Genomic DNA, 26,613 nt, shown 5'->3' with positions numbered 1-26,613 from the left:
TTAAAAACATGAATGTAGAAAACTCATTGTCTCCTTATCTTCAACTGGCTGATGCTGTCATTGTGACAGATAAAGATCATGTTGTCGTCGCTGTTAACGATGCGTATGAACAAATAACGGGATATAAAAAGGATTTCATTGTCGGCAGAAGAGCAGGTGTCATTAAATCTCATTTGACCCCGGAGCAAACTTATGCTTCGATGAAAAAAGCATTATCGGAAAAAAAGCCTTGGTCCGGTGTTTTTGTGAATCGTAAGAAATCAGGAGAATTATGGCACTCATCTATAACGATAACTCCTATTCTAATAGAAGATGAACTGTTTTTTGTAGGAATTTTTCGGGAATTGGAGCAGCTGGACAGCGGAGCATACGTTCCGCAGGAGCAAATAGAAGAAACAAAAAAATCAATATTGGAAGTGCTGGCGATTTCTTGTGAAATTCAAGATCCAAGCATTGAGGATCATTTGATCAACGTTCGAAAACTAACTGAAAAGCTCATTTATGCTCACAACAGCTATCATAATCTTAATTTATCAGAAGAATATATGAGAAATGTTGCTTATTCCAGCATTTTGCATGATATAGGAAAAGCTGGCATACCTGAAGGAATTTTATATAAACCAGGACCACTAACAAAATATGAACGCTTAATTATGGAGACGCATCCGTTAATAGGCTTTGACATTTTGAAAAAAATAACAAGCAAACTGAAAGATAACTTTTTAAGGCAAAGCTATAAAGTGGCCGAAAATATTATTCTCTTTCACCATGAAAAATGGAATGGAACGGGATATCCGAAAAACTTGAAAGGAGCAGAAATTCCTTTAGAAGCTAGAATTGTTGCGGTTGTCGATGTGTTTGAGGCTTTAACGAGCAGCCGTCCATATAAAGTTGCATGGCCGATTGAAAAAGCGTTGAATTTTTTAGTGGAGCATCAAAATACGCATTTTGATCCAGATGTAGTGGCCTCATTTCTGACAATTAAGGATTTTTAAACAGAAGGAAATTTTAGTTGAAGATCAACTAAAGTTTCCTTCTTTTTTTGAAAATTTTTTATTGTGTTTTTTGTGTAATTGTGTATAATAAATCGTCGTGAAATAAACAATTTTCGATAAATATATTAATTTTTTTTGACAAAAAGTTTACTAGTATTAAACAAATGAGGTTGTTATGATGAAAATTGGGAGGAAAATTCGAAATTTGCGGATAAAAAAAGGTCTGACGCAAGAAGAGCTAAGCGAACGAACCGATTTGTCTAAAGGATACATTTCCCAATTGGAAAGAGATTTAAGCTCTCCCTCATTGGAAACGTTTCTGAATATATTGGATGTGCTGGGATGCAATCCAAAAGATTTTTTCGATGATGAGGATGCCGAGCAAAAAGTAGTTTACGGCAAAGAAGAACGAAAAGTATTTATTGACCAAGAGAGAGGATATAAGGTTGAATGGATTGTTCCTGAATCAAATGAAAAAGAAATGGAGCCGATTCTTTTAACGTTGTTTGAAAAAGGAGAGTTTAAAGTTTTTGAACCATCCTTATCTGAAACGTTTGCCTATGTTCTGAAAGGAACAATAAAAGTTCGGATCGGAACAAAAAAGTATGTGGCAAAGGAAGGAGAATCCATTTATTATCATGCATCCGATGAGCATCAAATTGTCAATGAGGCAGAAAGCATGTCGCAAGTAATTTTAGTGGCAACTGAATCTTATTTATAATTCTTGATGCGGTTGGAGGAAACGTCATGAACAATAAAACAATTATTCGTTTTGAACAAGTGACAAAAAAATATGATGATGATTTGCCAGTATTGGATAATGTAAGTTTTGAAATCGAACGCGGAAAATTTTACACGTTGCTTGGACCTTCAGGATGCGGAAAAACAACCATTCTCCGTCTAATTGCGGGATTTACGGAACCGACCAGCGGCACGATTTATTTTAACGGAAAAAATATTAACCATGTAACGCCGAACAAACGTCAAGTCAATACAGTGTTTCAAGATTATGCCCTTTTTCCGCATCTGAATGTGTTTGAAAATGTTGCCTTTGGCCTTAGAATTAAAAAAATGAAAAAGGATATCATTGAACAAAAAGTAAAAGATGCCCTTCGTTTTGTAAACTTATCTGGCTATGAACAACGGAACATTCAGGAGATGTCAGGAGGACAGCGGCAGCGGGTCGCCATTGCGAGAGCGATAGTCAATGAACCGGAAGTGCTTCTGTTAGACGAACCGTTGTCAGCTCTTGATTTAAAGCTGCGCACGGAAATGCAGTACGAGCTGCGGGAGCTTCAGCGCCGGCTCGGCATTACATTTATTTTTGTCACACACGACCAAGAGGAAGCTCTTGCAATGTCTGATGAAATCTTTGTTTTAAATAAGGGGAAAATTCAGCAAAGTGGAACGCCGAAAGATATTTATGATGAACCTGTTAACCGCTTTGTGGCAGACTTTATCGGAGAATCGAATATTGTCGCAGGAAAAATGATTCAAGATTATCTTGTTGAATTTGTCGGAAAGCAGTTTGAATGTGTTGATAAAGGCTTTGCTCCGAACGAGGACGTAGAAGTGGTAATTCGACCGGAGGACTTGGAAATAACAACACCTGAAAAAGGAAAGCTGAAGGTTTATGTGGATTCCCAGCTGTTTAGAGGAGTTCATTATGAAATTTGCTGTTATGATAAGGATGGCAACGAGTGGCTTGTTCATTCTACAAAAAAGGCAGAAGTCGGCGATGAAATTGGTCTTTATTTTGAACCGGAAGCAATACACGTTATGCGTTTAGAAGAAAATTCTCGTATTGGTGTTGCCGATGAAAAGTAATATTCGCGCTTTATACTTCTTACCATATGTGTTATGGATCTTACTATTTGTTGTCGTTCCGATTCTGCTTATCATTTATTATTCGTTTTTTAACATTGAAGGAACATTTTCTTTTGAAAACTACGAGAAATTTTTCACGCCGGTCTATTTGAAAATGGCGTTAAGCTCATTTTGGTATGCGTTTTTAATTACAGCCTTTTCGCTATTGATCGCTTATCCGACAGCTCTTTTATTAACGAAAACAAAACATAAGCAGCTTTGGCTTTTGTTAATCATTTTGCCGATGTGGATCAATTTGCTGTTAAAAGCATACGCCTTTCTCGGCATTTTTGGAACCTATGGAATAGCCAATCATTTTTTGGAATTAATTGGTGTCGGTGCTAAACAAATATTATTTACAGATTTCAGCTTTGTGTTTGTTTCTGTCTATATTTTCGTTCCATTTATGATTTTGCCGATTTTTAATGCTTTAGAAAAATTAAATCCAACGCTTGTAGATGCAGCTAAGGATCTCGGAGCATCCCCTTGGATTACGTTCCGCCGGGTCATTTTTCCGCTGACGCTGGACGGTGTTAAATCCGGATGCCAAGCAGTGTTTATTCCTGCATTATCGTTATTTATGATTACCCGCTTGATTGCAGGAAACCGGGTAATTACGCTTGGCACAGCAATAGAGCAGCATTTCCTAGTTACTCAAAACTGGGGAATGGGAGCAACCATTGCGGTCTTTTTAATTCTTGCAATGGTGATCATCATGTTTTTAACAGGAAATCGGAAGTGAGGGATGAAAAATGAACAGAAAATGGAAGGTTTCAAATATATATTTAATCATCGTATTTTTCATCTTATACGCTCCGATTTTCTACCTTATTTATTACTCGTTTAACAGCGGCGGAAAAATGCATCATTTTGAAAATTTTACGTTGGACTGGTATAAAGAAGTCCTGCAGGATGTGCGTCTATTGATTATTGTACTGAATACGATTGTAATTGCTTTGCTTTCTGCGGCGATTTCAACGATCATCGGCGTTTTCGGTGCGCTCGCCATTTACTCCGTCAAAACAAGACGGGTGAAAAATACATTGCTTTCGTTAAATAATGTTCTATTAGTCAGTCCTGATGTCATCATCGGAGCTTCCTTTTTAATTTTGTTTACCATTGTCGGCATTCAGCTTGGTTTTATTTCTGTTTTGCTGTCTCATATCGCCTTTAGTGTGCCGATTGTCGTATTGATGGTATTGCCAAAGCTTCAGGAAATGAGCCCGACATTAATCGATGCGGCAAGAGATTTAGGGGCGAGCCAGTGGAATGTCATAACAAAAGTAGTAATTCCCTACATTACCCCTGGGATTTTTGCTGGATTTTTTATGGCTTTAACCTATTCTTTGGACGATTTCGCCGTTACATTCTTTGTTACTGGAAATGGTTTTTCCACTTTATCTGTTGAAATATATTCAATGGCTCGACAAGGCATTTCCCTTACCATTAATGCTTTGTCAACACTCATTTTCCTTTTAACGATTTTGCTTGTGATCGGCTATTATTTCATCACGCTGCGCTATAATCGTCCGGGAAGATTGGGGGGACGGAAATGAAAAAAATTGTGCAGATGTTTGCGATAGTATTTATCGCTTCGTTTGCCATCCTGTTTTTTATTGCGAGACTGAATGCATCTGAAGGCTACTCCGGTGATAATACCCTTACGATTTACAACTGGGGAGAATATATTGATCCGGAATTGATCGACCGTTTTGAAAAAGAAACAGGTATAAAAGTGATTTACCAAACATTTGATTCAAATGAAGCGATGATGACAAAAATTTCCCAAGGAGGAACAACATTTGATATTGCCGTCCCTTCTGAGTATGCCATTAGCAAAATGAAGGAAGAAGGTCTTCTTATTCCGATTGATCATTCGAAAATTCCTAATTTAAAATATATCAACCCCCGTTTTCTAAATTTATCGTTTGATCCGGGGAATAAATATTCCATTCCATATTTTTGGGGAACGGTCGGCATTTTGTATAATCCGGAAGCTCTCGGGGGAAAAAAGATCGACAGCTGGAATGATTTATGGGATAAAGATATGAAAAATCAAATACTTCTTGTCGACGGCGCCCGAGAGGTAATCGGAATGGGATTGAACAGTCTTGGTTACTCGTTGAATGATACGAACAAAGACCATTTGCTAGAAGCGAAAAAGAAACTGGATAAACTGACTCCAAACGTGAAGGCGATCGTTGGAGATGAAATCAAAATGCTGATGGCAAACGAAGAAGCAGGTGCCGCTCTCGTCTGGTCGGGAGATGCTGCAGATATCATGTGGGAAAATGAGAAGCTAGATTACGTGGTGCCGAAAGAAGGCTCTAATCTTTGGTTTGATAATATGGTTATTCCGAAAACGGCCAAAAACATAGAAGGCGCTCATAAATTTATCAACTTTATGCTAGACCCGAAAGTGGCTGCGCAAAATGCTGAATATGTCGGCTACTCTACTCCAAATGAAAAGGCGCTTGAATACTTGCCGAAAGAGATTTCTGAAGATGAGCGGTTTTACCCGTCCCCTGAATTAACGGATAAATTGGAAGTGTATGAAAACCTAGGGAAACGAATGCTTTCCTATTATAATGATTTATTTTTAGAATTTAAAATGCACTCGAAATAAAAGGAAACCATCGCCATCCTCAATTTGGGAGGCGATGGTTTTTTAATGATTTTTGCGAAATCTGATCTTTGAAGCAAGAACGAGCTGTTGTTGGAACATATACGGCATAAGCTACCCTTATGTACTGTAAAAATGGATGCATAGTAGATCTAATGGTATTTTGAAGGGCAGCTGTTTGCAGCATAGAAAAAATGCGCATATGGGCTTTTAAAATCGAAAACAAGAATCGGCACTTTGCCGGTTTCTGCTCATCGCGCTCACCTTTAAAAGAGTGTGGTTATGAACATTTCCTTAGCTGCTGCCGCATCCTCCGCCGCAGCTGCTTCCGCAATTTGAACTGGAGCATCCTGAAGAAGAGCATCCGGAACCCCCTGAATGATCATTGGAATCGCTGAGTGCAGCCCCGCATGCATAAACAGAACCTCCGCTTGTCCCTGCATCCTTATTCAAAAGCTGCGACATTTTTTCTGTATAACTGTCCTGCTCGTACAGCGATAAAAATACCATAGCCGGCAGCAGCATCGAGTACGTATCGTCTGTTTTTATTTCCTTGCGGAGCGATTTGTTTTGTCGTTTCATTTCTTCTGCTTTTTCAATATCGTTTTTCAGCTGTTCAAGCAGCTTTGTTTGTAATGGCTTGATCGGGTCAAACGAACGAAAATATTTATCAAACAGTTTTTCGTCACTAGCTGAGCGAACTTCTTCCAAAAGTGTTTTGCTTAGCGGATTTTTTAAAAAGCCTCCCCACAGCTTCGTGCTGTTTGGATAGATTTCAAATAAGTGCAAATACATCCAATCAAAAAGGGCTCTTTCGTGAGGAATCGGTGTCCGTTCCACATTAGGGCTGTGATGCAGAAATGATCCAAAAAATTTTTTTGAAAAATTTTCGTATTCTTTCGTAAACATAATCATTTCATGCCATATTTCATCCACTTCATCGCTGAACATTGGAACTGATTTTAAAATTCCTGCCAACAAAAAATATCTTTTTAATTCAAATAGGCGCCAGTTAAAGTCCGTTTCGGTCCAACTAGGATGATTTGCTAACACTCTTTTCTTTACTTTTTCCATATATTCTGAGTTTAGAGAGTCTTCCAAACGAGAGATAATTGGCAGCCCTTCTGGAATGCGGCAGGCTAATTCTGCCGGGACAGCCTCTTGAACAAGCTTTAATGATCTTTTTTTCTTCGTTTTATTGATATTGACAACGATGAACATAATGAAAATACCAATGATCATTCCTACTAAAAGCTCAGTCATAATATCCCTCCACAACACTATATATATCTTAATTATACTATTGGAATAGGAAATTTATAGAAACGATTTTCGTGAAACTCGAATATTGTATAATTTCAAAAATATCGTAAAATGGAAAGAGCAAAAAATTCCTATTTAATCATATAGAAAGGTTTTGGCGATGAACGTTCAAAAAATAAATATAGCAGGGAAAAAAGATCATATTATTTTTTTAACAGTTATCTTTTGCTTTTGGTTTTCCATTTATATTTATGTTCCAATCTTTGGGGTTTATTTAGAACATTTGCAGTTTGACTATTCACTTGTTGGCATTATTTTTGGCAGTTACGGCATCACCCAGATTTTGATTCGTTTGCCTCTTGGAGTTTTATCAGACTATTTAGGGCAAATGAGAAAAGGAATGCTTATAGCTGGTTTTTTTATGGCGTTTGCCAGCGGAATCCTGTTTCTTTTCTTTCAATCATTTATCCCGATTTTTATTGCAAGACTTCTTTCAGGAATTACCGCGTCGATGTGGGTAATGGCTACTACATTATACGCTCAATATTTTACGGAAAGTCAATCTTCCAAAGCGATGGGAATTCTCCAGTTTATGACGGTCGTTTCCCAATTTATTAGCATGGCTATCAGCGGGAAAATTGTAGAGTGGTTCGGCTGGGAAATGCCGTTTCTCATTGGGACCGTCATGGCTTTGATTGGTCTTATTCTTTCATTTCGCATTAAAGAAATCGGCGATAAGGTGAATCTTATTGATTTCAAATATATGAGTCAATTAAAATATGTTCTCGGCATCAAGCCGCTTTGGGGCATCTCAGCTTTATCGCTTGCCGGACACGGAATTTTGTTTATGACGATTTTTGGATTTACACCGGTTTATGTCTCGAAAATCGGATTTAGTGAGTCCGTGTTTTTTTGGGTCGTCACTTCCTTTTTTATTCCGCATGCAGCTGCATCATTGCTGCTTGCCTATTTTCCTGTTCGAAAGCAAAAACAACTGCTTTTGCTTTCATTTATTTTAAGCGGATTATTTCATCTTCTGTTGCCGTTGTCAAATTCGATTCTATGGATTTGCTTCATGCATATTTTCATAGGGTTTTGGCTTGGTTTTATTTTTCCGCTGCTGCTTGCGATGGTTATTCAAAGCTGTCAAGAAGCATATCGGACGACCGCAATGGGCTTTTATCAATCATTTTATGCAATCGGCATTTTCACTGGTCCGATGTTAGCGGGCTTTATTGCAGATCACATCGGTTTTTATGAAGTGTTTCTTGCAACAGGCCTGCTTGCCTTTGCAGCTGCTTTTCTGTCTTTATTCATTCCAAGCTCCCGCATGGAAAGGAAAGCGGAGCGAATCTCTTCGTAAAGAGATAAAGTGGAATACGAACATTTTTTCATATTAGCGTTGAATCCTATATTGCTTGGGAATATGAAATGACATCTTGCCATAAATGAAAATGGCTGGCTGTTTTTGCACGGAGAGATCAACGGTCTTTTTCATCTATGTATGTTGTTTTTTCAGTTTCAATTCGATAGCTTCCATAAGAACCTCTCAATTTGTAGCGGCTGAGCTATATTTGCTCAGCCGTTTTTTTCGTGCGCCCGGCATGTACATGAACTATAGGGTGTAAGTCCCGAACCCCGAAGACAGAAGTAGAGGTTAGCCAAGAGCAAGGGTGTCCGTGGTGACGCGGAATCTGAAGGAAGCTGGAGGCAAAACACCGGTCCGAGGAACACGAACCTCATATAAGGCTAGGTATGATTGAGTGAGTTTGCGAAACAAAACAAAGCTCTTTCTGTCGAAGGTCATATCGAGTAAATGAGGCGGATAGATGGTGTGAAAGTGCATGTACTTACCCGGGGAGGTCTGGCTGGCACGCCAAGTAACCTTGGTAACCTATCTAGTGATAGATAACTGAACAGTCAGAAGTCAGCAGAAGTCATAGTACTCTTTTCGAGCTCGAGACGAAAGAGGAAGGACTGAACAATTAAGGAGAACGAATCGCTAGGCGTTCACCTTCTGTGTGGAAGCAGACAATCCGATAGGACTTACTTGAAGGAGGAAGTGGTGAATCCCACGGGGGACTTCAAGAGGGTGGAGCAGAAGATGGCACAAATAGAAGAATTCGTTCACGTGGAGAGGATATCAATGTTGATGGAAATGATTTTGTCACGGGAAAATCTCCTGGCGGCACTGAAACGAGTCGAACAGAATAAAGGAGGTCACGGAGTAGATGGCATGTCCGTAAAAGACCTACGAAGACACCTCTACGAAAATTGGGACTCCATTCGACAGTCGTTGAGAGAAGGAACCTACAAGCCCTTACCCGTCCGTCGAGTCGAAATCCCGAAACCGAACGGTGGAGTAAGACTTCTAGGGATCCCTACCGTGACGGATCGTTTCATCCAACAAGCGATTGCCCAAGTGTTGACGAAAATCTTTGATCCGACCTTCTCGAACCATAGCTATGGTTTCCGACCAGGTAGAAGGGGACATGATGCGGTTAGGGAAGCAAAGGGTTATATCAAAGAAGGATATCGTTGGGTAGTCGATATAGACCTAGAGAAATTCTTTGACAAGGTGAATCACGACAAACTGATGGGGATCTTGGCGAAAACGATCAAAGATCGAATTCTACTGAAGGTAATTCGCCGGTATCTTCAATCAGGCGTGATGATCAATGGAGTGGTAATGGAAACGGACATGGGAACGCCTCAAGGCGGCCCGCTTAGTCCACTTTTATCAAACATCATGCTTCATGAATTGGATAAAGAGCTTGAGAAACGTGGACATAAGTTTGTTCGGTATGCGGATGACTGTAACATCTATGTGAAAACAAAGAAAGCAGGAATTCGTGTCATGAACTCCATTACGAACTTTATAGAGAAGGAGTTAAAGCTCAAGGTAAATAAAGAGAAATCGGCGGTAGACCGTCCTTGGAAACGGAAGTTTCTCGGTTTCAGCTTCACACTCAATAAGACTCCAAAGGTACGGATTGCGAACGAAAGTGTGAAACGTTTGAAGAACAAGATCCGTGAAATTACATCAAGGTCGAAACCGTATCCAATGGAGAAAAGGATTGAGAAACTGAATAAGTATTTAATGGGATGGTGCGGATATTTTGCCTTGGCAGAAACACCAAGTAAGTTCAAAGAATTTGATGAATGGATTAGACGAAGGCTTCGGATGTGTTTGTGGAAAGAATGGAAAACCCCGAAAACAAGAATTCGGAAACTCAGAGGATTAGAAGTTCCAAGCCATAAAGCATTCGAATGGGGCAATACACGCAAGAAATATTGGCGGATTGCCTGCAGTCCCATTCTACACAAAACCCTCGACAACTCCTATTGGAAGCGTCGAGGGTTAAGAAGTCTATTCGAAAGATATCAAGCACTACGTCATACTTAATTGAACCGCCGTATACCGAACGGTACGTACGGTGGTGTGAGAGGTCGGGGGTTAGTCACCCCCTCCTACTCGATTGCCAATTTTTTTTAAACAACTTTTCAAAGAAAATAAACAGAACAACATGAAAAAAATAGTGGCTAATTGATAATAAACGAGGTTCATTGATTGATAGATCAACGGTTTCAAACTCCTTTATTAAAATTATTATAATTTACTATTGATTTTTAATTAAAATATGTTATCATATAGTTGTAATGATTAGAGAAATATTATTTTAAATTATGAGGTGATCGGTAAATGGGAGAGAATAAAAAGCTTACGACGAGCTGGGGTGCTCCTGTAGGGGACAATCAAAATTCGATGACAGCAGGCCATCGAGGTCCGACATTAATTCAAGACGTACATCTTCTGGAAAAACTAGCCCATTTTAATAGAGAAAGAGTTCCTGAACGAGTTGTTCACGCAAAAGGTGCCGGTGCTCACGGATACTTTGAAGTGACAAATGATATGTCAAAATATACGAAAGCGAAAGTTTTCAACGGAGTAGGCAAGCGAACACCAGTATTTGTAAGATTCTCAACTGTTGCAGGTGAGCTTGGCTCCGCTGATACGGTCCGCGATCCGCGCGGTTTTGCCGTTAAGTTTTACACAGAAGAAGGAAACTATGACATCGTAGGAAACAACACGCCGATTTTCTTCATTCGCGATGCGATTAAATTCCCTGATTTTATCCACACACAAAAACGCGATCCAAAAACACATTTGAAAAATCCTACTGCCGTATGGGATTTTTGGTCTCTATCGCCTGAATCATTGCACCAAGTAACTTATTTGATGGGAGATCGCGGAATTCCGGCAACATACCGTCATATGAATGGTTATGGAAGCCATACATTTAAATGGACAAACGAAGACGGGGAAAGCGTCTGGATCAAATATCATTTCAAAACTGACCAAGGTATAAAAAACCTTGATACGAAAACAGCTGTAAAAATTGCCGGAGAAAATCCGGATTATCATACAGAGGATTTATTCAATGCGATTGAAAACGGAGACTATCCTTCTTGGACGCTTTATGTGCAAATCATGCCGCTTGAAGATGCCAACACATACAGATGGGATCCATTTGACGTGACAAAAGTATGGTCTCACAAAGATTATCCATTAATTGAAGTAGGAAAATTAGTATTAAATAAAAACCCTGAAAACTATTTTGCAGAAGTTGAGCAAGCTGCATTCTCACCGGGAAACCTAGTTCCAGGAGTCGATGTATCGCCGGACAAAATGCTGCAAGGTCGTCTCTTTGCATATCATGATGCACATCGCTACCGCATCGGGGCAAACTATAACTCACTTCCAATCAACCGTCCGCGAGTTGAAGTGAACAACTATCAACGCGATGGATTTATGCGCTTTGACTCAAATGGCGGAGGCTCTGTATATTATGAACCAAACAGCTTTGGCGGTCCAAAAGAAACACCTGAAGCAAAACAAGCATCATACCCAGTATCAGGTGTTGCGGAAAACGTTCCTTATGACCATGATGACCATTATACTCAAGCGGGCGACTTATACCGTCTCATGAGTGAAGATGAAAGAGCACGCCTTATTGAAAATATTGTAAATTCAATGAAGCCAGTTAAGCTGGAGGAAATAAAACTCCGCCAAATCGGCCACTTCTACAAAGCAGATCCTGAATATGGCACCCGCGTTGCAGAAGGTCTTGGTTTGCAAGTGCCTGAAGAAGTAAAAAAAGGTTAATAAATATCTGTAGATGAGCAAATTCACTAACATAAATTTACATCCGAACAAAAAAGGAGACATGAACCCGATTCCTTGATTAGAATAGATGTGTCACCAAACCATTCTCAAGGAGGTTCATGTCTCATGAATAGACTACCACATCACCAAGGAATCGACAAGTTTTTCGCAATGTTGGGGCTGGCCCTTTATTTCTCTAAGCCGGTCATGAAGCATCTCGTTCATATTATCGATGCGCTGACAACGAAAGGATTTGTGGGAACCTTGACCGATCTGCATCATGAGAGCTTTCATCCCAACCATCGAACGACACTGAGCCATTTTTTCACGAAAAGCCCTTGGGATGAAGAAATCTTGCTTCGCAAACTCCAGCAGTGGATGCTTCGTCATGTGGAACGAACGGCCAAGCGAAAGAATCACCCCATTTTTGTTTCGATCGATGATACGATCTGCCGAAAAACGAAGCCTTCGTCACAGGCGAAACACGCTATTGAAGGGTGTAATTGGCATTATTCTCACGCGGACAAAAAGTCGATTTGGGGACACTCTCTCGTCTGGCTCATGGTTCATACGATGACGCAAGCCTTTCCCTTTGCGTTTCGCCTCTACGACAAGGCGGATGGGAAAAGCAAGGGTCAATGGGCCATCGAGATGCTTTCTTCTTTGGATGTGCACGGTTCTGTTTATGTGCTGATGGATTCTTGGTACCCATCGAAAACACTCGTGGAAGCCTGCCTGAAAAAAGGATTCCACGTCATTGCGATGCTCAAGACGAATCGGGTTCTTTATCCAAAAGGCATCGCCATCCAAGCCAAACAGTTTGCCCGCTATATCGAACCGAACGACACCCATCTCGTCACGGTGGGAGAAGAGCGTTATCGCGTGTATCGCTACGAGGGAGCGCTGAAAGGTCTCGATGATGCCGTTGTGTTGTTGGCTTGGAAAGCCGATCAGCCGATGACACCTGAACATCTTCACTGCGTCTTGAGCACCGACCGGGAGCTAAGCGATGAAGAGATCTTGCGCTACTATGCCCAGCGTTGGTCGATCGAATGCTTTTTTCGACAAGCGAAAGACCAGCTGAAGCTCGATGGGTACCGCGTTCGTCAACGTCGGGCGGTGAAACGGTATTGGATCTTGGTGCAACTCGCTTATGTGTACAGTATGGTCGAATCCAACAGCGATTTCTCTACCGGGCTTGACTTCCTTCGAAAGAAGAAAGGACATAGCCTCGTGGAGTTTATTTACGATGCAGCGAAACAAGATATTCCCATTGATGTCGTTAAAAAACAGCTTCATGTGGCATAAGGGGTACTCCGTTTGTCTCTTTTTACATGGTAATTATTGTAATGAAAATTGCTCAACTACAGTAAATATTTCATAGCTGGACGATCTCGGAAGGTTCAAACGAACTTTTCGGGGTCGTCTTAATTTTTGTCACTTTCGAAAAAATATTTGGAATTACAACCTGCTTGCTTGTGAATGCGTCAGCTTTCAAACAATAGTTGGAATTACCACACGTCCCATAAAAACATATAATTGCCTTCTTTAATAGGGAAAAGTAAAAATAGTTAAAAAATTTTTTATAAAGTTGTATGATGGAAAATATAAATAGTTTCGTTCATACTTTTTGGAGGCTATGCTTATGAAAGAAGTGGCGTCTTTCTTAAAACCGTACCGCTTGGCGGTTGTTATTGCTCTTGCTCTCATGTTAACCGAGCTGACAGTGGAGCTTGTCCAGCCTTTGTTTATGGCAAAAATTGTAGATGATGGAATTTTGAAAAGGGATTTATCAGCTGTCGTCCATTGGGGGCTGGTGATGGTTGGTGTATCGGCTCTTGCCTTTGCAGCAGGCATCATTAATTCATTTTTTGCGGCGCATGTCAGCCAGAGCTTTGGATTTGATATTAGAAAAGTTCTTTTTGGGAAAATTCAATCCTTTTCATTTGCGAACTATAATCAATTTTCCAATTCATCTTTCATTACAAGGATGACAAATGATGTCTCCCAAGTGCAAAACACAATTTTTATGGGACTTCGGATTATGCTGCGTGCTCCATTGTTGGTGATCGGCGGCGCGGTTATGGCTCTAGCAGTAAATTTTACATTATCCTTCATTCTCATCGTCATTCTTCCGTGCCTGATCTTTTTTCTTTTATGGGTGATGAAAAGAGCAGGATCGATGTTTCGAATCGTGCAAGAAAAGCTGGATACGGTGAATAAAGTCATACAGGAAAACTTGACGAATATGCGCTTAATCAAAGCTTTTTTGCGAAATGACTATGAAGTTAATCGCTTTCAGAAGGCGAACAAAGATTTAAAAGACCAAACAATTTTCGTGCTCCGCTTTATGGAAATTATGCAGCCTGTCTTGCTTTTTGTAATGAATGTAAGCATTTTAATTATTTTATGGGCGGCTCATGCTGGACCAAGTGAGGCAAAAGTAGGTGAAGTTGTTGCGATCGTCAATTATTCAACGAGGATCATTTCTGTTTTATCTATGCTGTCTTTTATTGTCTCTGGTTTTTCCAGGGCAAAAGCCTCCAGCTTAAGGATTTCGGAGGTGCTTCAAACAGAAGTAAAATTGACTGATGAGCTTGCCGAATCAAGTCATCAAATAACAGAGGGAAAAATTGAATTTCGATCGGTGTCCTTTGCATACCCGGATTCAGCCGTTAAGGTGCTTGATGATGTATCGTTTACGGTAAATGCTGGAGAAACTATGGCGGTGATGGGGGCTACCGGCTCCGGCAAATCGACTCTTTTCAATTTAATTCCGCGATTATATGACTTAGAAAAAGGAGCCGTTTATATTGACGGTTTCGATATACGTACGATCAAGCTTGAGCATTTAAGAAGGTCAATTGGGATGGTTCCGCAAGAATCGCTGTTATTCACTGGAACGGTAAAAGATAATATTTTATGGGGAAAAGAAGATGCTACTATGGAAGAAATCATTGCTGCTGCAAAGGATGCCCAAATACATGATACGATTTTAAAGCTCCCTCATGGATATGATACCCTTATCAGCCAAAAAGGCGTGAATCTTTCCGGAGGGCAAAAGCAGCGAATTTCGATTGCCAGAGCGCTTGTCCGAAAGCCAAAAATATTGCTGCTTGATGACAGCACGAGTGCTTTAGACTTAAAGACGGAAAGAAAACTGCTTCAAGCATTGATGAAATATCCATGTACGACCTTGATCATTACGCAAAAAATTTTAACAGCGATGGCGGCTGATCAAATTTTGCTACTAGAAAACGGAAAGGTGCTTGCGAAAGGAAGGCATGATGAATTAATACGCAGCGTTCCACTTTACCAAAAAATCTATGAATCACAATATGGAAAGGATGGCATCCGTCATGCTCAAAAGTCTTATTGAACCTTTCCGATATGAAAAACTAAAGCTGACAAATGAGTCAAAAGTGAAGAAAAGCTCTTCAAAAGTTAAAGACTGGAAAGGAACATTAAAAAGAATTTGGGGATATATGTCAGATCAAAAAGTTTTGTTTTTTTTCGTTTTGCTCATGGTTTTTATTAGCACAGTTTTAACAATCCTTGGGCCTTTTTTAGTAGGGAAAGGGATCGACATTTATATTGTAGAAAAAAGCGGAAATCACTTTTTCTTTTTTTTCATCGTTCTTGTTTTGATCTATGCATTGCATTCCCTTTCCATTTGGCTGCAAAACATATGGATGATCAAAGTGGCGCAAAATACTGTGTATAAAATAAGATCCGATCTATTTCGCCAGTTTCATCTTCTTCCCATTTCTTTTTTTGATCAGAAAAAAACGGGAGAGCTGATGAGCCGAATGACCAATGATGTTGAAAACGTCAGCTCGACATTAAACAGCTCAGTGATTCAAATCTCATCCAGTGTTCTTACATTAATTGGTGTTGTTTCTGTTATGTTATGGATGAGCCCTTTTTTGACAATCATCACCTTAATAGTTGTTCCTTTATTGGTTGTAGGTATGAAATGGATTACCCGGCGGACTGGACAATTGTTTAAAGAGCAGCAGCGAAGTTTAGGGGAACTGAATGGATACATTGAAGAAACCATCACTGGTCAGCGAATTGTCAAAACCTTTTCACAAGAGAACCGGGTTATGCATGAGTTTTTAGAAAAAAATGAAAGGCTGCGGAGATCTTCATTTTGGGCTCAGACGATTTCCGGTTTTATCCCAAAGCTTATGCACGTATTAAACAATTTAAGTTTTACATTGATTGCAGGGTTCGGTGGAATCTTTGCTCTAAAAGGGTGGATAACCATCGGAACGATTGTTGTTTTTGCGGAGTACGCCAGGCAGTTTACACGGCCTTTAAATGATCTTGCCAATCAATTTAATACATTATTATCTGCGGTTGCCGGTGCAGAGCGGGTATTTGATTTGCTCGATGAGCAGGCAGAGGAAGCTGATTTTGGAGAATATGTACAATCCGCAAATATAAAAGGGGACATTGTGTTTGATCGAGTATCTTTTTCATACGGGGAAGAGAGCCAAACGATAAAAAATATTAGCTTTCATGTTTCTCCGGGAGAAACAGTTGCCCTTGTCGGTGCCACCGGCGCCGGAAAAACAACGATCATCAATTTACTGGCACGCTTTTATGAAATAAATGAAGGGAGAATTTTGATAGATGGAAAGGATATTTCCAAATTAAGACGGAGTGAACTTCGTCAAGCAATGGGGTTTGTATTGCAGGATCCTTTTTTGTTTCACACGACAATTCGTGAAAATATCCGATACGGAAGATTGGATGCAACAGATGAGGAAGTGGAGGAAGCGGCAAAGCTAGCAAATGCTCATTCATTTATTAAAAACCTACCTGATCAATATGATACAATCATTAACGAAGGTGGAACGAGCATCAGTCAAGGTCAAAAACAACTTCTTTCAATTGCGAGGGCGATTTTAAAAAATCCGTCCATTTTATTGCTGGATGAAGCGACAAGCAGCATTGACACTGTAACAGAATTAAAGATTCAAGAAGCGCTGGAGAGGCTGATGAAGGGGAGAACAAGCTTTGTGATCGCTCATCGGCTGAATACGATTAAAAAAGCAGATCAAATATTTGTTATCCAGGATGGTCGCATTGTGGAAAAAGGATCTCCTGATGAATTGCTGGAAAAAGAGGGGTTTTATTTTGATTTAGTCACAAACCAGCTAAAACCGCAATTAAAAACGAAAGACATGTTGTCAGAAATAAAGGATCATATATAATGAATATAATCACTTTACTTTGTTAAAAGGGGAAACAGTATGAAATTAGTAGCTATTGATTTAGACGGGACATTGCTATCTTCCAATTTATCCATATCAGAAGAAAATCTTACAGCTATTCGGGAAGCACAAAATGAGGGAAACATCATCATGATTTGCTCCGGCAGGGCGCCTGAGAGTATTCGTGAACTGCTGGACGAATATGATTTTGCATGTCCATTTGCAGCAAGCAATGGAACAGTTGTCGTAATCGAAGGAGAAAAGCCGAAATACATTTCAATGAACAAACAAAACATGTTGGAAGCAGCCGAAATTTTGGAGAGTTATGGTGTGCCGTATAAACTTTATACAAATGATGGTATTTGGATGCCGGAAGACTGGAGCGCCAAAGTTCGCTCTGCTCTGCAGTCGAATCCGGAGCTGGCAAAATGTTTGCTTGAATCTGAGTACAAACAGTTTATCGAGCAGCCAAAAAGGACCGACAATAATCGATACTTTCGTCATATACAAGATGTTATAAACCGCGGTGATTTATCGGTCCAAAAGTTTTTTATTTTGCAATTTAATCAACATACTAGAAAAGAAATTATGGAACAATTAGAAAACATTGCTGGGATTGCGGTTACGACATCAGGTGACTACAACGTTGAAATAATGGATGAAAAGGGAAATAAAGGATATGGATTAAAAGCTGTTGCCAAGCACTACAATATCCCATTGGAACAAACGATTGCGATTGGTGATAATTTCAATGACGTTCCAATGCTGGAAGCTGCAGGGCTTTCCGTTGCAATGGGGAATGCCGAGCCTGAGGTGAAAGAAATGTGCGATATCGTGACGAGGACAAACGATGAACACGGTGTCGCCTATGCTATTCGACAATTTGTGCTGTAAATGGTTTATGGATGTGAAGGGGTGTCTAATAAGTCGTTTTTACGGCTTATTGACGCCCCCTTTAATGTTTTATAAACGTTGATATATCGACGTTTATAATTTTTTGTTTACGATAGGGATTTGACTTTCTGGGATAGCTCCTTTCATTTTATTTACTATTGAAAACTGCGACGGTGCGGCTTCTTTGAGGCGGGCAATAAAAAAGTGTGATGAATTATTTTTATTGTTTCGCTAGTTCTGTCTGCCATACTTTTTTTAACATAGCTGTTTCGTCACACGATGGAAGTTTCGGACAATTGATGCAATCCTTCCACATTTTTTGCGGGAGAGATTGCTTGTCAACGATATCGAATCCTAATTTGGTAAAAAACTCGATTTGATACGTTAAGGCAATCAAATTTTCAATTTCCAACCTGTTTGTTTCATAAATGATTTGTTTTACGAGCTCTTTTCCGATGCCTTTGCCGGTATGGTCAGGGTCAACGGCCAGCGAGCGGATTTCAGCCAAATCTTTGTCTAAAATATGCAAGCTGGCAACGCCAGCCACTGCTCCGCCTTCATCTGCAACATAAAAATTTTGTAAATTCTCATAAATAGATGCGTACGTTCTGCTGAGCAGCTTTCCTTCCAATGCATAATGTTTAATTAATTGATAGATGGCATCTGTATCGCTCATAGTCGCTCTTCGAATGTGCATGTATACTCCCTCATTTAATCGAATGAATAATTATAAGTAAAACAAAATATTTATTCATATATATTATCGGTATGAACATTATTTTGTCAATAAAAAACCAAACAATTTATAATTATGCAAGTTCATCAAATATTTAAACATTTTCTGTAAGTAAAATTTTGGAGGGAGAAAATATTTGATAAGAGGATTTTACTACATGGAAGCTAGCATTCAATGAAACTTATGGTAAAAAATAGATGTTTGCAAGAGAGGTTTAATCTTCTTCATCCATCAAATTGTGGACAAATTCAGACATTTTTTCTTAATTTATTGAAAATGAGTCTTATTCTTATTATAATTGATAACGAATCTCATTATTAATTTATTACGGAAAGAGTTAAAAAATGAAAAAACGATATTTGATCATTGCTCTCATTATCCTTTCAATTGCATCGATTTTTATCGGAGTAAACGATATTAAACCAACTGATATATTCAATTTGACAGATGAACAAATACAAATTTTAATCATCAGCAGAATTCCGCGCGTTATTAGCATTATTATTGCAGGAACGAGTATAAGCATTGCCGGTCTTATTATGCAGCAGCTGAGCAGAAACAAGTTCGTTTCCCCAACTACGGCAGGAACAATGGATTCCGCCAGATTGGGGATTTTAGTTGCGATCATGGTTTTTGCAGACGCTAGTCCGATTCAAAAAATGATTGTCGCTTTTGCTTTTGCACTTTTAGGAACATTTATCTTTATGAAAATATTAGAAAAAATTAAATATAAAGATACTATTTTTGTTCCTCTAGTCGGGCTGATGTTCGGCAACATCATTGGATCTATCACTACTTTTTTTGCATACAAAAATAATTTGATTCAAAATGTTTCCTCATGGCTGGAAGGAGATTTTTCGTTAATTTTAAAAGGTCAATATGAATTATTGTACGTCAGCATTCCTTTTGTATTAATTGCATACTTGTATGCGAATCAATTCACTGTCGCTGGAATGGGAGAGGAATTTTCGAAAAATTTAGGCTTGAATTATAAACAAGTTGTCAATATCGGACTTGTTATCGTAGCTTTGATCACTTCATCTGTTGTATTGACGGTTGGAACCATTCCGTTTCTAGGTCTTGTCGTTCCGAATATTGTCGCCATATACAATGGAGACCATTTGAAAAAGAATTTGATTCATACCGCTTTGCTCGGTGCTGTTTTCGTTATGTTTTGCGATATTTTAGGGCGAATCATTATATATCCGTACGAAATCTCGATCAGCTTAACCGTCGGTGTCATCGGCAGTGCCATTTTTGTTTACTTACTTATGAGGAGAAAAGCATATGGGTTATAGAGCGAAAATAACATCTCTTCTAGTGGTCGCAGTCCTTTTAATTATCACCTTTTTGTTCATCGACCTCGGCAAAAATTGGGATTATGCATTGCCGCGCCGTTCGGTGAAGATGCTGGCGGTTATTATTACAAGTGTAGCAATCGGTTTTTCAACGTTAGTATTTCAAACGATTACAAACAACAGAATTTTAACTCCGAGCATTTTAGGTTTAGATTCTTTATATATGCTTTTGCAAACCATGCTTGTCTTTTTATTTGGTTCAACACATGTTGCGATGATCGATAAAAATATTAACTTTGCGCTTTCCTTGTTCTTTATGATGCTGTTTGCACTGATCTTTTACAAATTCCTTCTTCGAGGCGAGGGTCAAGACATTTATTTTCTTCTTCTAATTGGACTGATATTCGGAACATTATTTAACAGCTTGACTTCTTTTATGCAAGTGCTGATAGATCCTAACGAATTTCTAATTGTACAGGACAGAATGTTTGCCAGCATCAATAACGTGAATACGGATTTGCTGTACTTGTCGATTGCCGTTATGCTGCTGGCGGGTCTTTATTCACTGAAATATGCCAAATATTTAGATGTGCTGGCACTTGGAAGGGAGCATGCGATTAATCTCGGCATTGATTACGATCATGTTGTCAAAAGGCTTTTGATCATTGTGGCTGTTTTCGTTTCGATTTCGACAGCTTTAACCGGTCCGATGACGTTTTTGGGTCTTCTCGTGATTAACGTGGCAAGGGAATTTTTAAACACATATAAACATAGTGTTTTAACGATCGGGACCGTTCTTTTTTCCATCATTGCGTTGGTTGGCGGTCAGCTATTGGTCGAAAGAGTGTTTACATTTTCAACTACGTTAAGTGTTGTCATTAATTTTGTTGGAGGGGTTTATTTTATTTATCTTCTATTAAAGGAGAATCGATCATGGTAGAAGTAAAAAATGTTTCAAAACAGTACGGAAACAAATTTGTAGTAAAAGGCGTCTCGCTGAAAATTCCGAAACAAAAAATCACAGCCTTCATCGGCCCGAACGGAGCTGGAAAAAGCACACTGCTATCAATGATCAGCCGATTAATAAAAAAAGATGAAGGAGAAATATTGATTGACGGAAAAGAAATTGGCGCATGCAAAAGCAACGATTTGGCGAAAAAAATTTCGATCTTAAAGCAATCAAACCACATTAATCTTCGCTTAACAGTCAGGGAGCTTGTTTCTTTCGGCAGATTTCCGTATTCAAGTGGAAGATTAACAAAAGAAGATCAAAGGCATGTTGATGAAGCGATCCATTACATGGGACTTGAAGAGATTGAACATAAATTTCTTGATCAATTGAGCGGAGGCCAAAAGCAGCGGGCTTTTATCGCTATGGTGATCGCGCAGGATACCGAATATATTTTGCTTGATGAGCCATTGAATAATTTAGATATGAAGCACTCTGTGCAAATTATGAAAATGTTAAGAAAACTTGTCGATGAGCTTGGAAAAACAATTGTCATTGTACTGCACGATATCAATTTTGCATCGGTGTATGCCGATTATGTGGTTGCAATGAAAGATGGAGAACTCGTACACGTCGGGCCAACTGATCAAGTCATAGATCGTTCTGTCTTAAAAGACGTATATGATATGGATATAAACATCCAGCAAATAAACAATTGCAAAATATGTGTGTACTTTTCTTAAAGGGTAGTATTGATGGAGGCATTTTGATAAACATCTCAGCAGAAGGAAGAGCTGTCAGCTCTTCCTTATAAAGAATTCGAAATGATAATGATTTTCTTATTCAATTGCGAGATGTTTAAAGAATTGCCGACATCATTTAAAAAATATACAGGGGGTAATTTTTATGAAAAAGTTTTTAGTTTTTCTCATTGCTTCTTTGATGGTTTTTGTTGTTGCAGCTTGCGGCTCGAACGGAGCAACTAGCGGCGAAGGTGAAAAAAATGACACGAAACAGGAGTCAGAAGTACTGACGATTAAGCATCAGCTTGGCGAAATAAAAGTGAAGAAAAATCCAGAAAAAGTCGTCGTTTTTGATTTTGGTGCTCTTGACACATTGGATAAGCTTGGCGTTGAAGTGGCAGGTGTACCGAAGGATAACCTTCCATCCTATTTAAAAGACAAATACAGTGGCGATAAATATGAAAATGTCGGCGGTTTAAAAGAACCGGACTTTGAAAAAATCAGTTCGATTGAGCCTGATTTGATCATTATTTCCGGAAGACAATCAGAGGTTTATGAAGAGTTTGAGAAAATTGCACCAACCATCTTTATGGGTGTTGATACAACGAAATATTTAGAGTCATTCCATGAAAATGTGAAAACACTTGGAAAAATTTTCGGTAAAGAAGAGGAAGCTGAAAAAGAACTGGCAGCAATCGATGAATCGATTAAAAAGCTAAAAGAAAAAGCAGAAGCGTCTGGAAAAAATGCATTAGTTATTTTAGCCAATGAAGGGAAAGTCAGCGCATATGGACCGAAATCTAGATTTGGACTTATCCATGATGAATTTGGAATTAAAGCTGTAGATGAAAACATTGAAGTTTCTACACACGGACAAAGCATTTCATTTGAATATATCGTTGAAAAAAATCCTGATTACTTATTTGTGGTAGACCGCGGTGCTGTTGTAGGCGGCCAATCATCTGCAAAACAAACAGTAGAAAATGAATTAGTGAAAAAGACAAATGCCTACAAAAACGGCAATATTGTGTACTTAGATCCTAACTACTGGTATTTATCCGGCGGCGGATTGATTTCGGTTGCTGAAATGGTGAAAGAAGTGGATAATGCGATCCAATAATTTTTCAAAAGGGAGCTGAAAACAGCTCTCTTTTTTCATATGCACCCGGGCATGGGTGTAATCTCTAGGGAGAAAGTCCAGAGCTGCGAAAGCAAAAGTAGCAGTTAGCTTAACGCAAGGGTGTCCGTGGTGATGTGGAATCTGAAGGAAGCGGGCAGCAAACTTAAGGTGTCTCTCGAAACACGAACTTCATATGAGGCTAGTTGCCATTGGATGAAACAAAGTCCTTTCTGTCGAAGATGGTACAGAGTAAATGAAGCAGACAGGTGGAAGGAAAGACTGCACCCTTACCCAGGGAGGTATGACCGACATGTCGAATTGATTAGTATGTGCTTGAACGTCTCAACCTTTTCGATAAAAGAAACAGACGCAAGAAACACATCCATATGCCGAAAGTCATAGACAAGGTCAACATTTGATTATGAGACTCGCAAGTTAGACACCGTAAGAAGGCATTACAAAAAGCCAATACCTTGCTACATAGTATTGGCTTTTAATCATTGATGAAAAATGAAGTGAATAGACTCTCATCTCCTTCTAATTTAAATTCTTTTTCTTTTTTGAAGTTATCAAGATTATAAATTTGTATCTTTGTGCCGTCTGATGTAATAAATTGATCTTCATGAATATATGATACATAGTTTTCAATTTCTGTAGTAAATACATCCATTTTAGAAGAATTTAAATGAAGTTTCGCAATTTTCTTTTCCGTGGGTTCTAGAAACGAATTTCCTTGTGTGATAAACATATGATCTTTGTGTACATGCATATCACTCAAGGATTTGAACGGAAGGATAATCTTTTCAATTTTCTTGTTCTTCAAGTTTATTTTTATTAATTCATTTGACTGATTGTCTTTTCCATCTGATGTTTTTACTAGGAAAAGATCGTTGTCAACGAGCTCCATATCTGATGAATACATCATATCGTCTATTTTTATTGTTTCAATTAAAGATAAATCTTTTTTATTGATTACATTGATAATACCGTAAATATCATCTGGATTGGAGTGTATAAAGGTTAATACATATAATTTGTCTGAATGTTCAATCATATAGTTCGCCTCCCCCTTGAGCTTAGTGGATGCGACCTGTTTTCCTGTTGCTATATTTGTTTTGGCAAGCTTAGAGGAAGTAAGATCTCCTTCAGACATATAAGCAAACTCCTTATCAACAGTCCAAACTGTGGGAGCAATTTTTTCTTCGTTAGGAATTTCTTTAATCTGCAAATTACTTTTATTTAACTCTAATATAAATTCATTGGTGTTGTATTTAGATTGTGGATTAGCGTAATATACTTTATTATTCATATGAATAGGTCTTTCCATAAAAGCTCCAAGAGGCATTCCTCTGTATTTCGTTTTATGTTTTGAAAGAAACTTTCCTTTTTCATTGTACAGGTGTATAACTGCTTTCTCAAACATATCTGTATAAATCACTGCATATTTGTAATCTTCGATGTTTTTTGTTTCCGTTGAGAAGCATCCTTGTAAAAAGATCATGGAGGATAACAAACAGATAAAGATCATTTTGTATCTGTTTGTTATCGTTTTAAAAAGGTTCATTTGTTAAACTCCTTTAGTATAAATGATATACGTGTGAGAAGAGTTAACTAAATCAATTGGAAATACGATTCCTCCGCCATGATTTAAGTTTAAACCTGTAGAATACTTATATGCTTCATATACTAATTGCGAACAATAAAATTTTTTTGTAGTGTTGATATTCGTAAATTCCCAATTATAAGGTTTTCCTTTGTGTGAATACGCTCTGTCTGCAGCTTTTGCATCTTGAGCGACAGTTGTTCCCTTTGTCGTTACCGCATAAACAGTTTTATATTTTTTATTCCAATCATTATCGTAAGTTTTTACTCCTTTTTCTGGGAAAGATTCAACTGTTTTTGTTTGTGAGTATATGATTCCTGCATGACCTACTAGAGAACCAAATTTTCCATCTTTAGTTACTAACTCAACTTTCTCACAGTAAATTGGATTTCTAAGCCTTACGGTTAATGGGTTTGTTGGTTGTTTCGAATACTTCTTGACATAAAAATTTGCAAAAAAAACACCTCAACTTTTGGTATAGTTTAATTGTCCAGAAAAAACATTACCAAAAGCAGGTGAGGTGTCTCTTATTATGATAACGAATAACAGACTGAACAATCAACTACCAAAAGAAGTAAAAGCTATATTTGATGAACTTGAAATCTTAAAATATTTAAGGAAAGTGGGAATTAACAAGGGTTTCGGTTATTCCTGCGCCTATTTATTCCAGCTAGTTTTTAGTTTAGTTTTTGAAGGCAAAAATTTGTTTCGACTTCTTCAAAGTAAAAAAGCTAAAGATTTGCCGGAAAAAAACGCTATTTATCGCTTCTTAAATAACCCTCAATACAATTGGCGCAGGTTTTTACTTGTTTTGAGTACTTTCACCATTATGAAGGTAAGTAGTTTAACGAGACACGACCGTCCGAAAGTGCTGATCGTGGACGACTCATCTTATGAACGAAATCGCAGTAAAAAGGTTGAACTGCTTGCTCGCTGTTTCGATCATTCTTCTCAAAAAATGCGTTATTACAAAGGATTTCGTATGCTTACACTCGGCTGGTCAGATGGTGCTACATTTTTGCCTATTGATTTTGCTTTATTAAGCTCTACGAATTCCCAAATCAATGGGATTGATAACCGAATCGATAAGCGTACATCCGGTTATAAGCGGCGTGTCGAAGCTTTACAAAAAGCGCCGGAAGTTATTCCCAATATGATTAAACGGGCACTTTCTCAAGGAATCGATGCCTCATACGTTTTAATGGATACATGGTTTACCCAACAGCCTTTGATCAAGTCCATTGTGGATCAAGGGTTGGATGTTATTGGAATGGTGAAGGATACAAAACAAAGATATCAAGTGAACGGTGAATGGGTGAGCCTAAAAAAACTATACCAAACAGCTAAACCATCACAACATCAAAAGGGTATTTTGCGCTCTATTCACACAACGATGGCAAATGGCGTACCTGTTAAAGTGGTATTTGTCCGTAATCGTAATAAAAAGAGACAGTGGCTAGCTATTTTGAGTACAGACTGTACTTTATCGGATCAAGAAATCATTCGTATTTATGGGATACGTTGGGATATTGAAGTATTCTTCAAAACAGTCAAATCCTTATTGAAACTCCAAAAAGAGTTCCAAGGAAGATCTTATGATTCCATGATCAGCCATACCACTATTGTGTTTACAAGGTACATTGTTTTGTCTTGGCAAAACCGAGTAAGTACAGATTATCGAACATTAGGCGGCATTTTTTATGAACTTTGTGATGAAATCGATGAACTAGATTGGGCCTTTGCACTTCAACTACTCATTGAAATTCTTGAAGATGCACTTCAAAATGTAAATCAAAAGATTAAAAAATTCATCGAAAGTCAATTACGTAAATGGATTGTAGTTTTGCCTAATTATATCAAGGCTTATTTACCAAAATTGAGCTGCGAAAGTTGAGTTACTAATATAACTCCTTTTCTTTTTGGATATGATGGTGCTGCTAACGCTTGAAAATTATTAGCTTTAAAATTATAAGATGATGAATTTTTATCAGGTTGAACTAGTTCTGGGTCAGATTCGATCTCTTTCTCCACTCTTTCAAAAGTTTCTAACTGTTGTTGGACTATGTCCTCAGAAGAAGTAGAATTTGCATGAGATACAGCTGGCAAAATTACCGATAACATGCATAAGGACAAG

21 protein-coding genes are annotated in these 26,613 nt (G+C 38.5%); 18 read left to right on the top strand and 3 right to left on the bottom strand.

Annotation, left to right across the window (positions count from 1 at the left end; all coding sequences use genetic code 11):
• Nucleotides 1-8: 8 nt before the first annotated feature.
• The 6 genes from NSU02_RS17215 (at nucleotide 9) to NSU02_RS17190 (ending at nucleotide 5,487) form a co-directional block, all read left to right on the top strand.
• Nucleotides 9-995 carry an HD domain-containing phosphohydrolase gene (locus NSU02_RS17215; protein WP_339193374.1) on the top strand — a complete coding sequence of 329 codons (987 nt, stop codon included), beginning with the start codon at nucleotides 9-11 and terminating at the stop codon, nucleotides 993-995.
• A 178-nt stretch (nucleotides 996-1,173) separates the two neighbouring features.
• Nucleotides 1,174-1,716 carry an XRE family transcriptional regulator gene (locus tag NSU02_RS17210; RefSeq protein ID WP_066250024.1) on the top strand — a complete coding sequence of 181 codons (543 nt, stop codon included), beginning with the start codon at nucleotides 1,174-1,176 and terminating at the stop codon, nucleotides 1,714-1,716.
• Between the two features lie 26 nt (nucleotides 1,717-1,742).
• The gene (locus NSU02_RS17205) at nucleotides 1,743-2,822 is read left to right on the top strand and encodes an ABC transporter ATP-binding protein (RefSeq protein ID WP_063386811.1); all 1,080 of its coding nucleotides are present in this window, start codon (nucleotides 1,743-1,745) and stop codon (nucleotides 2,820-2,822) included.
• Complete coding sequence (locus NSU02_RS17200) at nucleotides 2,812-3,603, top strand: ABC transporter permease (RefSeq protein ID WP_063386810.1); 792 nt, start codon at nucleotides 2,812-2,814, stop codon at nucleotides 3,601-3,603. Before NSU02_RS17205 ends, NSU02_RS17200 begins: the two co-directional genes overlap by 11 nt.
• A 10-nt stretch (nucleotides 3,604-3,613) precedes the next feature.
• Nucleotides 3,614-4,417: an ABC transporter permease gene (locus NSU02_RS17195; protein ID WP_130157449.1), complete on the top strand. Its 804-nt coding sequence runs from the start codon at nucleotides 3,614-3,616 to the stop codon at nucleotides 4,415-4,417.
• On the top strand, nucleotides 4,414-5,487 hold the full coding sequence (locus tag NSU02_RS17190; protein ID WP_063386808.1) for an ABC transporter substrate-binding protein: 1,074 nt from the start codon (nucleotides 4,414-4,416) through the stop codon (nucleotides 5,485-5,487). Before NSU02_RS17195 ends, NSU02_RS17190 begins: the two co-directional genes overlap by 4 nt.
• Before the next feature lie 291 nt (nucleotides 5,488-5,778).
• Here the strand turns inward: NSU02_RS17190 and NSU02_RS17185 are convergent, their stop codons facing one another.
• Nucleotides 5,779-6,747 carry a hypothetical protein gene (locus tag NSU02_RS17185; protein ID WP_327873286.1) on the bottom strand — a complete coding sequence of 323 codons (969 nt, stop codon included), beginning with the start codon at nucleotides 6,745-6,747 and terminating at the stop codon, nucleotides 5,779-5,781.
• Nucleotides 6,748-6,907: 160 nt separating this feature from the next.
• Between NSU02_RS17185 and NSU02_RS17180 the strand changes: the two genes are divergently transcribed.
• The 7 genes from NSU02_RS17180 to NSU02_RS17150 all read left to right on the top strand — a co-directional run bounded on the left by NSU02_RS17180 (nucleotide 6,908) and on the right by NSU02_RS17150 (nucleotide 18,030).
• Nucleotides 6,908-8,110 carry an MFS transporter gene (locus NSU02_RS17180; RefSeq protein WP_063386806.1) on the top strand — a complete coding sequence of 401 codons (1,203 nt, stop codon included), beginning with the start codon at nucleotides 6,908-6,910 and terminating at the stop codon, nucleotides 8,108-8,110.
• 783 nt (nucleotides 8,111-8,893) lie between these two features.
• Nucleotides 8,894-10,153 (top strand): group II intron reverse transcriptase/maturase, encoded by a 1,260-nt coding sequence (gene ltrA, locus NSU02_RS17175; RefSeq protein WP_094245397.1) that lies wholly within the window; start codon nucleotides 8,894-8,896, stop codon nucleotides 10,151-10,153.
• 297 nt (nucleotides 10,154-10,450) lie between these two features.
• Nucleotides 10,451-11,914 (top strand): catalase KatA, encoded by a 1,464-nt coding sequence (gene katA, locus NSU02_RS17170; protein ID WP_117017086.1) that lies wholly within the window; start codon nucleotides 10,451-10,453, stop codon nucleotides 11,912-11,914.
• A gap of 126 nt (nucleotides 11,915-12,040) precedes the next feature.
• A complete protein-coding gene (locus NSU02_RS17165; RefSeq protein WP_063388773.1) occupies nucleotides 12,041-13,222 on the top strand; it encodes an IS701 family transposase in 1,182 nt (393 codons plus the stop codon).
• Nucleotides 13,223-13,559: 337 nt separating this feature from the next.
• Entirely contained in the window at nucleotides 13,560-15,293 is a 1,734-nt protein-coding gene (locus NSU02_RS17160) for an ABC transporter ATP-binding protein (protein WP_339193373.1), read from the top strand.
• Nucleotides 15,274-17,136: an ABC transporter ATP-binding protein gene (locus tag NSU02_RS17155; protein WP_327873284.1), complete on the top strand. Its 1,863-nt coding sequence runs from the start codon at nucleotides 15,274-15,276 to the stop codon at nucleotides 17,134-17,136. The genes NSU02_RS17160 and NSU02_RS17155 overlap by 20 nt, the downstream gene beginning before the upstream one ends.
• Nucleotides 17,137-17,175: 39 nt before the next feature.
• Nucleotides 17,176-18,030 (top strand): Cof-type HAD-IIB family hydrolase, encoded by an 855-nt coding sequence (locus NSU02_RS17150; RefSeq protein WP_327873283.1) that lies wholly within the window; start codon nucleotides 17,176-17,178, stop codon nucleotides 18,028-18,030.
• 220 nt (nucleotides 18,031-18,250) lie between these two features.
• Here NSU02_RS17150 and NSU02_RS17145 read toward each other — a convergent pair whose 3' ends face one another.
• Nucleotides 18,251-18,727, bottom strand: coding sequence for an N-acetyltransferase (locus NSU02_RS17145; protein ID WP_063386801.1), 477 nt, complete (start codon nucleotides 18,725-18,727; stop codon nucleotides 18,251-18,253).
• 383 nt (nucleotides 18,728-19,110) lie between these two features.
• Here NSU02_RS17145 and NSU02_RS17140 point away from each other — a divergent pair, with 383 nt between their 5' ends.
• From NSU02_RS17140 to NSU02_RS17125, 4 genes are all read left to right on the top strand, one after another.
• Nucleotides 19,111-20,064, top strand: coding sequence for an ABC transporter permease (locus NSU02_RS17140; RefSeq protein WP_063386800.1), 954 nt, complete (start codon nucleotides 19,111-19,113; stop codon nucleotides 20,062-20,064).
• Nucleotides 20,054-21,004, top strand: a complete 951-nt coding sequence (locus NSU02_RS17135) for an iron chelate uptake ABC transporter family permease subunit (protein WP_066249998.1) — start codon at nucleotides 20,054-20,056, stop codon at nucleotides 21,002-21,004. Before NSU02_RS17140 ends, NSU02_RS17135 begins: the two co-directional genes overlap by 11 nt.
• Nucleotides 20,998-21,756, top strand: coding sequence for an ABC transporter ATP-binding protein (locus NSU02_RS17130; RefSeq protein ID WP_339193372.1), 759 nt, complete (start codon nucleotides 20,998-21,000; stop codon nucleotides 21,754-21,756). Before NSU02_RS17135 ends, NSU02_RS17130 begins: the two co-directional genes overlap by 7 nt.
• A gap of 163 nt (nucleotides 21,757-21,919) precedes the next feature.
• Complete coding sequence (locus tag NSU02_RS17125) at nucleotides 21,920-22,876, top strand: siderophore ABC transporter substrate-binding protein (protein ID WP_339193371.1); 957 nt, start codon at nucleotides 21,920-21,922, stop codon at nucleotides 22,874-22,876.
• A gap of 493 nt (nucleotides 22,877-23,369) precedes the next feature.
• Here the strand turns inward: NSU02_RS17125 and NSU02_RS17120 are convergent, their stop codons facing one another.
• Nucleotides 23,370-24,440, bottom strand: coding sequence for a hypothetical protein (locus NSU02_RS17120; protein ID WP_339193370.1), 1,071 nt, complete (start codon nucleotides 24,438-24,440; stop codon nucleotides 23,370-23,372).
• A gap of 571 nt (nucleotides 24,441-25,011) precedes the next feature.
• Between NSU02_RS17120 and NSU02_RS17115 the strand changes: the two genes are divergently transcribed.
• Nucleotides 25,012-26,373: a transposase gene (locus tag NSU02_RS17115; protein ID WP_094245809.1), complete on the top strand. Its 1,362-nt coding sequence runs from the start codon at nucleotides 25,012-25,014 to the stop codon at nucleotides 26,371-26,373.
• The last annotated feature ends 240 nt before the right edge of the window (nucleotides 26,374-26,613 follow it).

The organism is Aeribacillus sp. FSL W8-0870 (assembly GCF_037963755.1).
Taxonomy (GTDB): Bacteria; Bacillota; Bacilli; order Bacillales; family Aeribacillaceae; genus Aeribacillus; species Aeribacillus composti.
The sequence above is the reverse complement of the archived record's forward strand: the minus strand, read 5'-3'. Positions and strand labels throughout refer to the sequence as shown.

Coding starts and splice junctions, on each gene's coding strand:
- NSU02_RS17215 (WP_339193374.1), top strand. CDS start 9: ATGAATGTAGAAAACTCATTGTCTCCTTATCTTCAACTGGCTGATGCT.
- NSU02_RS17210 (WP_066250024.1), top strand. CDS start 1,174: ATGAAAATTGGGAGGAAAATTCGAAATTTGCGGATAAAAAAAGGTCTG.
- NSU02_RS17205 (WP_063386811.1), top strand. CDS start 1,743: ATGAACAATAAAACAATTATTCGTTTTGAACAAGTGACAAAAAAATAT.
- NSU02_RS17200 (WP_063386810.1), top strand. CDS start 2,812: ATGAAAAGTAATATTCGCGCTTTATACTTCTTACCATATGTGTTATGG.
- NSU02_RS17195 (WP_130157449.1), top strand. CDS start 3,614: ATGAACAGAAAATGGAAGGTTTCAAATATATATTTAATCATCGTATTT.
- NSU02_RS17190 (WP_063386808.1), top strand. CDS start 4,414: ATGAAAAAAATTGTGCAGATGTTTGCGATAGTATTTATCGCTTCGTTT.
- NSU02_RS17185 (WP_327873286.1), bottom strand. CDS start 6,747: ATGACTGAGCTTTTAGTAGGAATGATCATTGGTATTTTCATTATGTTC.
- NSU02_RS17180 (WP_063386806.1), top strand. CDS start 6,908: ATGAACGTTCAAAAAATAAATATAGCAGGGAAAAAAGATCATATTATT.
- ltrA (WP_094245397.1), top strand. CDS start 8,894: ATGTTGATGGAAATGATTTTGTCACGGGAAAATCTCCTGGCGGCACTG.
- katA (WP_117017086.1), top strand. CDS start 10,451: ATGGGAGAGAATAAAAAGCTTACGACGAGCTGGGGTGCTCCTGTAGGG.
- NSU02_RS17165 (WP_063388773.1), top strand. CDS start 12,041: ATGAATAGACTACCACATCACCAAGGAATCGACAAGTTTTTCGCAATG.
- NSU02_RS17160 (WP_339193373.1), top strand. CDS start 13,560: ATGAAAGAAGTGGCGTCTTTCTTAAAACCGTACCGCTTGGCGGTTGTT.
- NSU02_RS17155 (WP_327873284.1), top strand. CDS start 15,274: ATGCTCAAAAGTCTTATTGAACCTTTCCGATATGAAAAACTAAAGCTG.
- NSU02_RS17150 (WP_327873283.1), top strand. CDS start 17,176: ATGAAATTAGTAGCTATTGATTTAGACGGGACATTGCTATCTTCCAAT.
- NSU02_RS17145 (WP_063386801.1), bottom strand. CDS start 18,727: ATGCACATTCGAAGAGCGACTATGAGCGATACAGATGCCATCTATCAA.
- NSU02_RS17140 (WP_063386800.1), top strand. CDS start 19,111: ATGAAAAAACGATATTTGATCATTGCTCTCATTATCCTTTCAATTGCA.
- NSU02_RS17135 (WP_066249998.1), top strand. CDS start 20,054: ATGGGTTATAGAGCGAAAATAACATCTCTTCTAGTGGTCGCAGTCCTT.
- NSU02_RS17130 (WP_339193372.1), top strand. CDS start 20,998: ATGGTAGAAGTAAAAAATGTTTCAAAACAGTACGGAAACAAATTTGTA.
- NSU02_RS17125 (WP_339193371.1), top strand. CDS start 21,920: ATGAAAAAGTTTTTAGTTTTTCTCATTGCTTCTTTGATGGTTTTTGTT.
- NSU02_RS17120 (WP_339193370.1), bottom strand. CDS start 24,440: ATGAACCTTTTTAAAACGATAACAAACAGATACAAAATGATCTTTATC.
- NSU02_RS17115 (WP_094245809.1), top strand. CDS start 25,012: ATGATAACGAATAACAGACTGAACAATCAACTACCAAAAGAAGTAAAA.